Origin of the sequence: Sorangium sp. So ce394, from assembly GCF_051474665.1 — a bacterium.
Classification (GTDB): Bacteria; Myxococcota_A; Polyangia; order Polyangiales; family Polyangiaceae; genus Sorangium; species Sorangium cellulosum_D.
The window spans coordinates 7111201-7123354 of the sequence record NZ_CP150339.1 but is presented as its reverse complement, the minus strand read 5'-3'; the positions used below and the strand labels follow the sequence as shown (position 1 = coordinate 7123354).

At 72.1% G+C, this 12154-nt stretch carries 12 protein-coding genes; 2 read left to right on the top strand and 10 right to left on the bottom strand.

Going from position 1 to position 12154, the window contains the following annotated elements:
- The first annotated feature begins 127 nt into the window (after positions 1-127).
- A complete protein-coding gene (locus tag WMF33_RS25915) occupies positions 128-676 on the top strand; it encodes a hypothetical protein (protein WP_020737138.1) in 549 nt (182 codons plus the stop codon).
- Positions 667-2346: a MopE-related protein gene (locus tag WMF33_RS25910; protein ID WP_437322341.1), complete on the top strand. Its 1680-nt coding sequence runs from the start codon at positions 667-669 to the stop codon at positions 2344-2346. Before WMF33_RS25915 ends, WMF33_RS25910 begins: the two co-directional genes overlap by 10 nt.
- A 112-nt stretch (positions 2347-2458) precedes the next feature.
- Here the strand turns inward: WMF33_RS25910 and WMF33_RS25905 are convergent, their stop codons facing one another.
- The 10 genes from WMF33_RS25905 to WMF33_RS25860 form a co-directional block, all read right to left on the bottom strand.
- Positions 2459-3388, bottom strand: coding sequence for a hydroxymethylglutaryl-CoA lyase (locus WMF33_RS25905; RefSeq protein WP_061621879.1), 930 nt, complete (start codon positions 3386-3388; stop codon positions 2459-2461).
- 86 nt (positions 3389-3474) lie between these two features.
- The gene (purF, locus tag WMF33_RS25900) at positions 3475-4914 is read right to left on the bottom strand and encodes an amidophosphoribosyltransferase (RefSeq protein ID WP_061621878.1); all 1440 of its coding nucleotides are present in this window, start codon (positions 4912-4914) and stop codon (positions 3475-3477) included.
- A gap of 275 nt (positions 4915-5189) precedes the next feature.
- Entirely contained in the window at positions 5190-5873 is a 684-nt protein-coding gene (locus WMF33_RS25895; protein WP_437322340.1) for a hypothetical protein, read from the bottom strand.
- Between the two features lie 118 nt (positions 5874-5991).
- On the bottom strand, positions 5992-6465 hold the full coding sequence (locus WMF33_RS25890; protein ID WP_437322339.1) for a cyclic nucleotide-binding domain-containing protein: 474 nt from the start codon (positions 6463-6465) through the stop codon (positions 5992-5994).
- A gap of 67 nt (positions 6466-6532) precedes the next feature.
- Positions 6533-7549, bottom strand: a complete 1017-nt coding sequence (locus WMF33_RS25885) for an energy transducer TonB (RefSeq protein WP_437322338.1) — start codon at positions 7547-7549, stop codon at positions 6533-6535.
- Between the two features lie 19 nt (positions 7550-7568).
- A complete protein-coding gene (locus WMF33_RS25880) occupies positions 7569-8072 on the bottom strand; it encodes an ExbD/TolR family protein (RefSeq protein WP_437312382.1) in 504 nt (167 codons plus the stop codon).
- Positions 8072-8836 carry a MotA/TolQ/ExbB proton channel family protein gene (locus WMF33_RS25875; protein ID WP_061622047.1) on the bottom strand — a complete coding sequence of 255 codons (765 nt, stop codon included), beginning with the start codon at positions 8834-8836 and terminating at the stop codon, positions 8072-8074. Before WMF33_RS25875 ends, WMF33_RS25880 begins: the two co-directional genes overlap by 1 nt.
- 60 nt (positions 8837-8896) lie before the next feature.
- Entirely contained in the window at positions 8897-10117 is a 1221-nt protein-coding gene (gene truD / locus WMF33_RS25870) for a tRNA pseudouridine(13) synthase TruD (protein WP_437322337.1), read from the bottom strand.
- An 83-nt stretch (positions 10118-10200) separates the two neighbouring features.
- Entirely contained in the window at positions 10201-10533 is a 333-nt protein-coding gene (locus WMF33_RS25865) for a hypothetical protein (RefSeq protein ID WP_437322336.1), read from the bottom strand.
- 50 nt (positions 10534-10583) lie between these two features.
- Positions 10584-12143, bottom strand: a complete 1560-nt coding sequence (locus WMF33_RS25860) for an HAD-IG family 5'-nucleotidase (protein WP_437322335.1) — start codon at positions 12141-12143, stop codon at positions 10584-10586.
- Between the last annotated feature and the right edge of the window lie 11 nt (positions 12144-12154).

Genomic DNA, 12154 nt, shown 5'->3' with positions numbered 1-12154 from the left:
AGCGCCGGCCAACAGGCAAGTGGGATTGCAGCCTGGGGGAAAGGATCCACCTCGCGCGACCGCGTCAGGACGCTGCCCGCGCTGCCAAAGGCGTGGCAGGCGCGCGTGGAATCGATAGCATGGCGCCATGCGACGCTGCTCCTCGCTCTTCCTGACACTCCTCTGCGTGCCGCTCCCTGGTCTGGGCCTCGCCGTCGGTTGCGGACAGACCGTCATCGTGGACGATCCGTCCGCGGAAGGCGGGGGCGGCCAGGCCGGCGCGCCTCCCGTTCCGGGCGTCGGGGGCGGCGGCGCGGACGCGGGCCCGGACCCGCTCGAGGAGTACGAGGACCCCGGCTGTCCCGACATGGAGCCGCCGATCACCGATTTCGCGTGCGATCCCTACGATCAGTCGAGCGGCTTTTGCGCCCCCGGAGAGGGGTGCTTCATCTACGTGCAGTATCCGAGCGAGCCGTGCGGGCAGGAGATCTACGGCGCCTTCTGCGCGCCGGCCGGCCCGGGCGGACAGGGCGATCCGTGCAGCGGCGGCGGCGAGTGCGGCGCCGGGTTCGCCTGCGTCGTGACCGGCTCGGGCACGCAGTGCGTGGAGCTCTGCGCGCTCAGCGGCGACGACAGCTGCGCTCCGGGGCTCGTGTGCGAGCCGATCGACGTGGAGGGGATGGGCGGATGCCTGTGACGACGCGCTCCGTGGGTCCGCGCTCGCATCGGAGGACGGCCCTCGCGCTGGTCCTGCTCGGGGCCGCCGCCGGCGGCGCCGCGCTCTCGGGGGGGTGCGGGGCGCGGACGGGGCTGAACATCCCGCCGCCCGCCCCGGAGTGCGAGGTCGACGCCGACTGCCCCGGCGCCAAGGATCTCTGCAAGCCGGTGGTCTGCCAGCTGTTCGAGGCGGGGCAGCCCGAGGGCGGCGCGGCGCCCGCGCCCGAGGGCGGGGCGGGCGGCGCCGCCCCCCGGCGCGGCGGGACGTGCGTGTCCCTGTTGCCGGTCGACTGCGACGACGGCGATCCGTGCACCCGCGACACCTGCGAGAGCGCGACGGGGCTCTGCACCTACGGGCCGTCGACGCTCGACATCGACGGCGACGGCTTCCGCGCGCCGCTGCCCGGCACGATCGCCGGCGAGCCGCTCGCGTGCGGCGACGACTGCGACGACTCGAGCGCCGCGGCCTTCCCCGGCGGGAGGGAGATCTGCGACGGGGTCGACAACGACTGTGACGGCACGGTCGACAACGGGGCGCGCTTCGTGCCGCGTGACCTGGACGCGATCCGCATCTCGGGCGACATCGCGCCGGCCAGCTCGGGCGGCCTGTCCTGGAGCGGGACCTCGTACGCGGCGCTCTACACCGGCACCACGCGGGGCTTCAACGTGTACCGCACGATGATCAGCGCCGGCGGGGAGCCGCTCGCGCCCGGCGAGGAGATCATCACCCCGAAGAACGGCGACGCCTCCGGCGGGCCGATCGTGTGGGTCGGCGATCGGTACGGCGCCGCCTGGCAGGACCGGCGCGACGGCGACTACGAGGTGTACTTTTCCTTGCTCGACGAGAACGGCGAGAAGGTGGAGGGCGGCGACCGGCGGCTCTCGAACGCGCCAGGCTTCTCGGTCAACGTGTCGCTCGCGTGGAACGACGCGGAGTTCATCCCCGTCTGGCAGGACGAGCGCAACGGCGCCTTCGACCTGTTCGCCCAGCGCATCGACGTCGACGGCAACCTGATCGGCGAGAACGTCCAGCTCACCGATGGATCGAGCGGCTTCGACAACGAGGCGCCCTCCGTGGCGGCGGGCCAGAGCGGCATCGGCGTCGCGTGGTCGGCGGGCGACGCGGTCACGCATTTCATCCAGTTCCAGACGTTCGACGCCGAGCTCCAGCCGAGCTCGGAGGTCGTCTCGCTGACGAACGGCGACACCGACGCGGTCTATCCCACGGTGGTGTGGAACCGCGATCGCTACGTCATCGCGTGGTACGACAAGTCGGCGAGCCCCAAGGCGATCTACGCCGCCGCGGTCTCGGAGGACGGCGAGATCCTCGTCCAGCCGAGGGCCATCTCGAACCCGGGCCCCTTCCGCTCCCGGTATCCGTTCCTGCGCCCGCTCGGCGATCGGCTGCTCGCGATCTACTCGGACGATCGCGACCAGAACGACGGCTACGAGCTCTACGCCGTCACGGTGAACGCCGATCTCGTGCGGATCAGCGACGAGCAGCGGCTCACCTTCGCGCGCCGCGACAGCATCGGCCCGGTCGCCACGTTCGGGCCGGAGGGAGACGTGGGCATCCTCTTCCGCGACGATCGCGAGGGCGGCGAGCACCACGTCTTCTTCACCCGGCTCGAGTGCAGGGCGGGCGACTGACGCCCCGGCGGCCGAGCGCGCGGCGGCGCTCGGCCTCGGGGCTGAGCTCGGCCCAGCGCTCGGCCTCGGGCCGGCGGCGCGCTCCGCTTCGAGGCCGGGCGCGCCGCGGCGCTCAGCCCCGGGTCGGCAGGCGGCGCAGCCGGAACGGGCCGGCGCGGTGGACCTTGCCCGGCAGCGGGCGGCCGATGACCTGCTCGGCGACGTTGCCCGCCTCGATGAGCTTGTCGAGATCGACGCCGGTCCGGACGCCCATCCCGTGGAGCATGAACACGAGATCCTCGGTCGCCATGTTGCCGGCCGCGCCCGGCGCGTAGGGGCAGCCGCCCACGCCCGCCACCGACGCGTCGAAGTCGCGCACGCCGAGCTCCAGGCCGACCAGGATGTTCGCGAGCGCCGTGCCCCGCGTGTCGTGCAGGTGCAGCGCGAACCGCTCGGGCGGCATCGCGTCCAGGAAGCGGCGGACGATGTCGTGGGTCTGCCGCGGGGTGCCGATGCCGATCGTGTCGCCGAGCGACACCTGGTAGCACCCGAGCTCGATGAGCCGCTCCGCGATGCGCACGACGCGGGCGGGGTCGACGTCGCCCTCGTACGGGCAGCCCCACACGGTCGAGACGTACGCGCGCACGGCGACGCCCGCCTCGCGCGCCGGCGGGACGATCTCCGAGAACACCGAGAGCGTGTCGTCGATCGACTTGTTGACGTTGGCGCGGTTGTGCGCCTCGCTCGCGCTCAGGAAGACGGCGATCTCGCGCAGGCCCACCGCGAGCGCCCGCTCGAGGCCGCGCGCGTTCGGGCACAGGGCGCTGAAGGTCACGCCCGGCTCGGCCGCGATCGTCCTCGAGAGCTCCTCGGCGTCGGCGAGCTGCGGCACCCACTTCGGCGAGACGAAGCTCGTGATCTCGATCCGGCGGAGGCCGGCGGCGACGAGCGCCGCGATGAGCCGCCGCTTGCCCTCGATCGGGATCATCGCCGCCTCGTTCTGGAGCCCGTCCCGCGGGCTCACCTCGTAGATCGAGACCTCGTCGGCGACGCGCGCGAACAGCGGCGCGGACGCGGCGCCGCCCGCGCTCGGGCGCTCGGGCGAGCCCTCGGTCGCCGGCGGACCCTCGGCGAAGGGGCGGGGCAGCGTCAACCGCTCACCATCCGGAGCTGCCGGCTCGGCGCGGCCGGCGTGAAGGGGATCGGGTAGCTGCCGGAGAAGCACGCGTGGCAGTAGCTGTCCGCCGACGGCCGCGCGGCCCCGGGGTCGCCCTCGCGCGCCTCGATCGACCGCACGCTCTCGACCAGGCCCTCCAGCGACAGGTAGCCGACGCTGTCGGCCGTCAGGTAGCTGCAGATCTCGTCCACGGAGTGGCTCGAGGCGATGAGCTCCGATCGCGTCGGCGTGTCGACGCCGTAGTAGCAGGGCCAGCGCGTGGGCGGGCTCGAGATGCGGACGTGCACCTCGCGGGCGCCCGCGTCGCGGATCATCTTGACGATCTTGCGGCTCGTCGTCCCGCGGACGATCGAGTCGTCGACGACGACGACCCGCTTGCCCTCGATCGCCGCCCGGTTCGGGTTGAGCTTGAGCCGGACGCCGAAGTGCCGGATCGACTGCTGCGGCTCGATGAACGTGCGGCCGACGTAGTGGCTGCGGATGAGCCCCATCTCGAACGGGGCGCGCGCGCGGTCGGCGAAGCCGATCGCCGCCGGCACGCCCGAGTCGGGCACCGGGATCACGACGAGATCGTCGCCGGGCTCGACCGGCTGCTCCATGGCCAGGCGCCGGCCGAACGCCTTGCGGACCTCGTAGACGCTCACGCCCTGGATCGTCGAGTCGGGGCGGGCGAAGTAGACGTGCTCGAAGATGCAGAGCTTGCGCGACTCCGGCGCGAAGGGGAACTCGGAGCGGACCCCGTCCGCGCTGATGATCACCATCTCGCCCGGCGCGACGTCGCGCACCTTGCGCGCGCCGATCAGATCGAACGCCGTCGACTCGCTGGCGACCACGTGGGCGACGCCGCTGCCGCTCGTCATCTCGCCGATGCAGAGCGGCCGGATGGCGCGCGGGTCGCGCACGGCGATGAGCTCCCGCTCCGTCAGGAAGAGCAGCGAGTAGGCGCCCTCCACCTGCTTCAGCGCCTCGGCGATGCGCTGGCGCAGATCGTCCTTCTTGCTCATCGCGATGAGGTGGACGATCGACTCGGTGTCGCTCGCGGTCTGGTAGATCGAGCCGCGCGCCTCGAGCTGCTCGCGCAGGGCCTCGTGGTTCGTGAGGTTGCCGTTGTGCGCGACCGCGAGCGAGCCGCGCGCGTAGTCGACGCCGAGCGGCTGCGCGTTCTTCAGGTGCGACCCGCCCGCGGTGGAGTAGCGGACGTGGCCGATGGCGCGGTCGCCGGGCAGCGACGCGAGATCGGACGGCGCGAAGCCGGACTGCACCCGCCCCATGGCGCGGTGGCCGAAGAGGCGCTCCCCGTCGCTGCTGACGATCCCCGCAGATTCCTGCCCTCGATGCTGGAGCGCGTGCAACCCGAGGTAGGCCATGTTGGCCGCCTCGGGGTGGCCAAAGATTCCGAACACACCGCACATGCCGCCTATCTAGTACGAAAACGGGGCATGACCCACCGTCATGGCGATCCGTCGTCATGATGAGGCGGCCGAGCGCCGGCGCCGGGCCGGAGACCGGCGCCGGGGCGCGCTCCGGAGCGGGCACGCCCGGAGCGCGATCGCGTCTGGAAGGTAAGCAGATTAACGAATCTGCGGCGGGCGCGGGGCGCTAGGCGCGCGAGAGCGCGATGGATTCCGCTGCTGGAGGAGGACGGCGGCTCAAGGCAGCCGGGTGATCCCCGTCATCTCGGGCCCCGTCATTTCGGGATGTTCCAGAGTTTCTCGATGATCTTGGTTTCCATGGCGTCGCCGTGGCACGTGCCGCACTCCATGTCCTCCTTGTTCGCCCGCGCGAGCTTGTTTTGGTACTCCTCCTCCATGAACGCCTGCAGGGCCTTCTTGTCCTTGCGGTTCAGGACGTGCTCGTTCCCGGCGTGGCAGCTGTCGCAGAAGAGGGTGCCGCCGCTCTCGCTGCGGAGGGGCACCACGAAGTTGCGCCACATCTCGCGGGCGACCTTCATGTCGCGCGTCTCTTTCTTGAAGTCGCCCTCGGCGTGGCAGCCCTCGCAGGTGTCGTAGCCGAGCGCCTTCTGGAGCAGCGGCATCACCTTCTTCTTCTGCGCCGTCGGGAGCTTCTCGAGCGCGGGGATCTTCTTGAGGTTGATCCCGATCTTCTTCAGATCTGCCTCGAACTTGGTCGCCTGGATCGGCGTCGACTTGGCGGGCGCCTCGTGCCCCTCGCCCTCGTCGGCCTCCGCCGTCTTCTCCGCCTTGGCGGGCTTCGCGCTCTCCGCTTCGGCGGTCGCCTTGTCCTCGCTCGGGAGCGTCTCCCCGTCGAAGTCGTCCTTGTCGGCCGCCGTTTCGGGCGGCGGCGTGGCGGAGCCACATGCTCCTGCGAAGGCGCCCATCCAGAGCGCGAGGGCGAGCGCTGCGTGCTTCATCCTGGCTGCCATACTCCTCCAAAGGAACCGTTGATCGTGAGCAGAACGCCGCTGCCCGTGCAGCAGGGCGCGCCGGCCGGGGCGCGCTCCCACGGTCGCCGGGCGATCGGGCCGCACTCTACTCGAATTTGCCCGAGACAGAGAGGAACGTGAGCTTGTTGTTCGTCTCGCGGAGCCGCTGGACGAGCATCCGGACGACGTTCCAGAGGACCTCGTACGCGAGCTCTTTGTGCAAGAAGAGCAGATCCTCGAACGCGTCCTTCGACACGGTGAGCAGCCGGCAGCGCTCGTGCACGCGCGCGTCGGCGGAGCGCGGGGCCTCGTCGAGCAGCGCCATCTCGCCGAACACCGCGCCCGGGCCGAGCACCGCGAGCGCTTCCTCGCCGATCCCGGCGATCTCGCGGCTGATCCGGACCTTGCCTTCGAGCAGGATGTAGAGCTTGTCGCCCGGATCGCCGTGCTCGAAGATCTTGGTGCCGAGGGCGTACGTTTCCTCGCTCGCGACGCGCGAGATGAGCTCGAGCGCGGCCGGAGTGAGGCCCTTGAACAGGGGGACCTTCGAGAGCTGCTCGATCCGTTCGGGGACGATCACAAGCTGTCGCGGAGAATAGCCGAGGCGCCGGCCGCGGAGCGAATTTTCCGGGAGCTCTCGCGACGAGCTACCGCGTGAAGTTCACCGTGATGGGCGGGGTCGTGCCGGTGATCGGGGAGCCGGCGCGGTCCTTTTGCGGCGAGTAGCGCCGGCCGAGCGCGCACATGCGCGCGGCGCGACCGAAACCGTGACCGGGATCACTGACGACCTTGACGGAGAGCGGGCTGCCGTCGGGGCGCACCGTGACCATGAGGACGACCTTCGCCTGATCGATCTGGTCGACGTCGGCCTCCGGAGGGAAAGGGCAATTCCAGCTGCTGCTGCCGACCAGGCCGGCCGGGGCCGAGCGGTCCGGGCCCGCGACGGCCGGCGGCGGCGGGACCGGGTCGCCCGTGCCCTTGCCGCCGACGACGCCGCCGACCTTGGCGTTCGGGTTGAACGTGGGGGACTTGGCCGTGCCCGCGCCGGCCACCTGGCCGTAGCCGACGCCTTGCCCCTCGCCGCTCGCGATCCCGCGGTCGGTCATGTCGAGGACCTCGTCCGGATCCGGCTCGCGCGTGAGGACCTTCGCGGCCTCGGCGGCGGCGGGGGGCGGCTCGTAGGGGTCGTCCTTGGGCGGCGGCGTGTTCGCCTGCGGAGGCGGCGGGGCCTTCACGACGGGCTGGGGCTCCGGCTCGGGCTCGGGCGGCGGCGGCTCGGGCGGCTTGGGCTCCTCGGCCTTCGGCGGCGTGACGTCGACCTCGTAGATCGCCCAGAGGTAGTCGTGGATGCCGACGCGCATCTCCTCGACCATCTGCCGCATGTCGCGCAGCGACCCCGAGACGATCGCCCGGGCGGACGCCGCGCTGTGGCTGGTGAGCGCCAGCGTGACCCCGAGGAAGGCGCCCACGCGCGAGGCACGGTCGCCGAGCCCGAGCACCGCGGCGAGCGGATCCGCGGCGCGCCGCCGATCGCCGGGGCGACCCGCGGCCGGCGCGCCGACGGCGTTCGGGGGCTCCTTGGCGCCCCCAGGGTCGGGGCGCTTGTCGCGGCGGCGCCCGTCGTGGAGCGCCCCCGCGGCGCGATGGCTCGTGGCCTGGCTCATAAGCTCTCGCTCGGCGCGCTCAGGGCGCGGGGCTCGGTGTTGCCGGCGCGGGGGCGGCCGGGGCCGGCGCGGCCGGGGCGCCTGGCGTCGCGCCGGGCGCCGCGCCGGGCTCGGGCGCGATCGGCGTCACGCCGAACGCGATCTTGGAGACGCCCGCCTGCTTCAGCAGATCGAGCGCGCGGATCACTCGGCCGTGCGGGACCGTCGTGTCGGCGCGGATCACGGCGCGGAGCTCCGGGTTCTTCGCCTGGGCCTCTCGCGCGATCGGCAGGATGGCGTCCTCGCCCGCGAGCTTCTTGCCGTCGGCGAACGTGTCGCCGTTCGCGTGCAGCTCGAGCCCGAAGACGAGCTGCACCTCCTGCCCCTGCGCCGCCTTCGGCAGGTCGAGGGGGAGCGACTGCGAGACGATGATCTTCGCGGTCACCATGAAGATGATGAGGAGCACGAGGGTGATGTCGACCAGCGGCGTGACGTTGATGCCGCTGATCATGTCGTCATCGTCGTTGCGGCTCGTGGCGGCCATCAGCGCTCCTCCTCGCCCGCGCCGCCCTTCCTGCTCTCCTCCTGGCGCGGCGCCCGCGCGGCCTTGACGCGCGGCTCGGCGGCGACGGCGGGCGCGGCGCCGGCGAACGCCGGGTCGATCTTGAGGTGCGCGAGCAGGACCCGCGTGAGCGCCTCGGTGTTGGCCAGCGTCGACTTGATCATGCGCTGGAAGTAGTTGTTCGCCGCGACGGCGGGGATGGCGACCGCGAGGCCGACCGCGGTCGCGACGAGCGCCTCGGCGATGCTCGACATGACGGCCTGCGGCGCCATGGCCTGCGACGCGGCCTGCGCGACCGGCGTCTTCGCCGCCTGGCCGAGCGCGTCGAAGGCGCCGACGACGCCGATGACGGTGCCGAACAGCCCGATGAACGGCGCGTTGTTGCCGAGCGTGCCCAGGTAAGCGAGGCGCCGCTCGAGCTTCATGCGCTGGAGCGCCGCGGCGCCGGCCATGGCCTCCTCGGCCGCGTCGGGCCCCTGGTGCGCCACCGCGAGGCCGGCCGAGACGACCGCGGCCTCGGCCGAGGGCGAGGCCTCCATCCGCTTCCGCGCCGCCTCGATCGAGTCGTCGAGGGACGTCCGGAGATCCCGCGCGAGGACGGCGAGATCGTCGCGGAGCGACCAGAAGAACCAGGCGCGCTCGAGGATGATGGCGACCGAGACGACGCTGAGGCCGATCATCAACCACATGACCCAGGCGGCCCCGAAGCCGACCATGATGCGCTGCAGCCACTCGACGAGGTTCATCTTCTTCCTTGGTGCCTTTCCGATGGTGGGGTGGGTGGGGGCCGCGCCGAGACGTTCGTTCTACGGTCCGGCGCTGGGCTGCCCTTCCTCGACTGCGTCCTCCTCCTCCGGAGGGGGGGCGCCCGCCGCGCCCGGCCTGCCGACGGACGGCTGGGGGGCGGAGGCGTCGACGAGCCGGAAGACTCGCCCAAGGACGGTGGTCGCGTAGCCGCCCTTCGGTAGCACAAACGAGACGACAATTCCTTGCCCTGCGCCTTTCCCGCCCGCGGGCTCCGGCGCGCCGCCGCTCGCCGCCTCCCCGGCGGGGGACACCTCGAGGCCGTCCACCTCCAGCCGCAGGGGGCGCCGCGTGCCCTCCCCGGCGTGGGCGAACGCGTCGAGCTTGCGGGGGTCGCCGATCGCCGCCGTGAGCACCTCGAGCTCCAGCGCGCCCGGGGCGCCCTCGGGCCAGCGCATCTTCCGGCCGAACATCGGGCCCGTCGCCGAGATCGAGAGCGCGGCGGCGCGCGCCGCGGCGTCCGCGACCTCCGGGCCCTCCAGGGGCACGAGGAACAGCCCGCCGGTGTCGCGCTTCTTGGCGAGATCGCCGGGGAGCACGGTGCTCCAGGTGCCGTCCGCCTCGCGGCGCGCGAGCACCTCGTTGAACCAGAGCGACTGGAGCGCCGAGAAGAGCAGCCGCTGCTCGCGCCGGTCGCGCGGCCCGCGCTCGCGGCCCGCGATCCACGCGAGCGCGCGCTCGGGGTTACTGCCGTTCCTCCCGAACCGCTGCGGCCCGAACGCGTTCGGCACGCCGGCGCCGCCGATGTCGGCGAGGCGGCGCTCGGCGAGCGGGAGCGCGGCGGGGGCGATCCCGCGGAGCGTGATCCGGAACCGGTTGCCGAGGAGGTGCCCCGGCTTGAGCTTGTGGTCGTGGCGCGCGACCGAGAGGATCTCGATCCCGGGCAGCTCGGCCTGCTCGAGCAGCGGCGCGGGATCCCGCGCGAGCGGGAGCTGGATCGAGGCGGTCTGCGTGGTGATCGCGTGCCGGTCCTTCATGCCGGCGAAGCCGGCGCTGCCCGGGTCGGCGCCGAGCGCGAGCGCGATGGCCCGCACCGCGTCGGGCGTGGTGCGCCCCGTCTTGCGGAAGGTCACGAACACGTGCTCGCCGCGGCCGCTCGGCGCGTAGGCGGGGAGCTCTTCGACGACGAAATCCGCGGGCGAGCTCCGGAGCACGGCCGTGGGGAGGTCGCCGTGCGGGCCCGCGGCCGCGGGGGCCGCGGCGGGCGGGGTGGTGGTGGTCATGGGAGCGCCAGCGTGACCGAAATCGCCCCGGCGTCCAGCGGCGAGCGCGCAGCGGCGAACGCGCGCGCCCGGGAGCGCCGCGGCTACCTGGGCGTGGGCCCGGAGAAGCCGCCGACCCCGCCGCCGCCTGGCACGGGGTTCTGCCCGGGCCTGCACTCCTCGTCGCCCGTGTCGACCGTGGTGACGTCGTAGCAGCAGAGCTCACCGTCGAAGTCGCCCTCGCTGTCGATCGACTCGATCGAGCTCAGACACCCGGGGTTCTGGAAGAAGACGTACGCGTCGTCGCTGGACGGGCACGCCCCCTCGAGCTCGGTCCAGTGAAAGCAGGCCCGCTTGCCGCAGCCGCCGGCGACGAGCGAGAGGAAGGCGGGGGCGGCGAGCGCGAGGAACAGCGAGCGGAGGCTGACGGTGCTCATGGCGATCTCCTGGAGAGGCGGCCGCGCGCGGGCGCGGGCCGCCTTGGCGATCAGAGCTCGTGCGGCATCAGGTCGCGCGGGCTCCTGAAGTACTGCAGCGGCGAGTAGGCGAGCAGGTTGGAGACGCGCGACGTGTAGATGCACGCGTACTCCTCGACCTGATCGCCGAAGCTGGACGTCTCGTTCGCCTCCTTGAGCAGCGAGCCCCAGTAGGGGTGGAAGCGGCGGGCGATCTCGCGCTCCAGCTTGGCGACCTCGGCGTCGACGGCCCGGAGCTGGCCGCGGATGCGCTCGACCGCGCGCTTCGTGCGGCCGCGCTCGGCCTCGTAGAACGACGTCGCGTAGTCGATCGGGACGTGGTCGCCGCTCGCCTCCGCGTGCAGCGCGCCTCCGCCGCCGTTCGACGAGCCGTTCTTCTTCTGCTGCTCCTCCTCGATCTTGCGGGTGAGGTCCTTGTAGCGCTGCTGGTAGAAGCGGAGCTGGTCCTCGAGCTCCTCGCGGCGCCCCTCGAGCAGCGCGCTCTCCATGTGCTCGCGGCGGCACGACTCGTGGGCGGCGACCTCGGCCTCCATCTCCTGGATGATCATCGCCGTGCGCCACGCGCTCTCCTTCTTCGAGCGGAGGATGTCGCCGTAGATGTGATCGCCCACGTAGAGGACGCGATCGCCGGAGATGTTCAGGAACTTCTCGAAGTCGTGGAGGTTGCCCCCCTCGTAGATGGCGCCGCGCTCGAGCGGCGCCGTGGCGGGGCGGACCTCGGCGCCGTCGCGGATGAGCAGCGGGCGGCGCTCCTGGAAGAACGCCGGCTTCTGCGCGGCGACCACGATGACGTCGAAGTAGTGCCGGAAGCTCGGGTACTCGGGCATCGCGTCCCCGAGCAGGTACGTCATCATCTTCTCGGTGAACGGCCAGCGCGAGTTCGTGAGCAGGAAGAGCTTCTTGCCCGCCGAGCGGAACTTGTGGAGCGTCTGCGCGAGGTTCGGGTCGCGCTCGACGAAGCGCGGCAGGTCGGAGCGGACGACGTCGAGGATGGTGCCGTCGCGGTGCGCCTCGTCGATGCACTCGCGGATGTCGGTGAAGAGGCGCGCGTAGTCGAGCGGGACGCCGCGCGCCTCGAGGGCGTCGACGATGCCGGCGTAGAGCGTGGCCTCGCTCAGCGCGTACAGCGTGTCGATCCAGTGGTAGCGGGCCGTGTTCGGCCGGATCTTGCGGTGCTGGTAGAGCGACCGGAGCTCTTCCTTCGTGAGCTCGCGCAGGCCGTGGTACCCGCGCTGGACCACCTTGAACCGGTCCATCTTGAGCACGTGGCCGAAGCGCTTGTCGATCAGCAGGCCGCGGATGGGGAAGTGGATCGGGTAGCGGAGGCCGCGCAGGAGATCCTCGGGGTAACCGCGCGCGGCGAGCTTCGTGACCGTCCCCTGGATCGAGAGGTTGTCCATCTCGGTCTGGTTGTAGATGGCCAGGGTGTAGTCCATGTCGAAGCCGACCCAGTCGATCCCCGCGAGCTTGAGGTTGCGGTTGACGAAGACGCGCCGGGTCCGCGGGATGCGCGTGGGCTCAGTCTGGGGAGTGAGCCCTCCGAGGGGGAGCTGGAGCTGCTCGAAGAACACAGTGGGTCGAC

What these genes read in the sequence shown, in the direction of transcription:
- WMF33_RS25915 (WP_020737138.1), top strand. Translation starts at nt 128, where the DNA reads ATGCGACGCTGCTCCTCGCTCTTCCTGACACTCCTCTGCGTGCCGCTC.
- WMF33_RS25910 (WP_437322341.1), top strand. Translation starts at nt 667, where the DNA reads ATGCCTGTGACGACGCGCTCCGTGGGTCCGCGCTCGCATCGGAGGACG.
- purF (WP_061621878.1), bottom strand. Translation starts at nt 4,914, where the DNA reads ATGTGCGGTGTGTTCGGAATCTTTGGCCACCCCGAGGCGGCCAACATG.
- WMF33_RS25895 (WP_437322340.1), bottom strand. Translation starts at nt 5,873, where the DNA reads ATGAAGCACGCAGCGCTCGCCCTCGCGCTCTGGATGGGCGCCTTCGCA.
- WMF33_RS25885 (WP_437322338.1), bottom strand. Translation starts at nt 7,549, where the DNA reads ATGAGCCAGGCCACGAGCCATCGCGCCGCGGGGGCGCTCCACGACGGG.
- WMF33_RS25880 (WP_437312382.1), bottom strand. Translation starts at nt 8,072, where the DNA reads ATGGCCGCCACGAGCCGCAACGACGATGACGACATGATCAGCGGCATC.
- WMF33_RS25875 (WP_061622047.1), bottom strand. Translation starts at nt 8,836, where the DNA reads ATGAACCTCGTCGAGTGGCTGCAGCGCATCATGGTCGGCTTCGGGGCC.
- truD (WP_437322337.1), bottom strand. Translation starts at nt 10,117, where the DNA reads ATGACCACCACCACCCCGCCCGCCGCGGCCCCCGCGGCCGCGGGCCCG.
- WMF33_RS25865 (WP_437322336.1), bottom strand. Translation starts at nt 10,533, where the DNA reads ATGAGCACCGTCAGCCTCCGCTCGCTGTTCCTCGCGCTCGCCGCCCCC.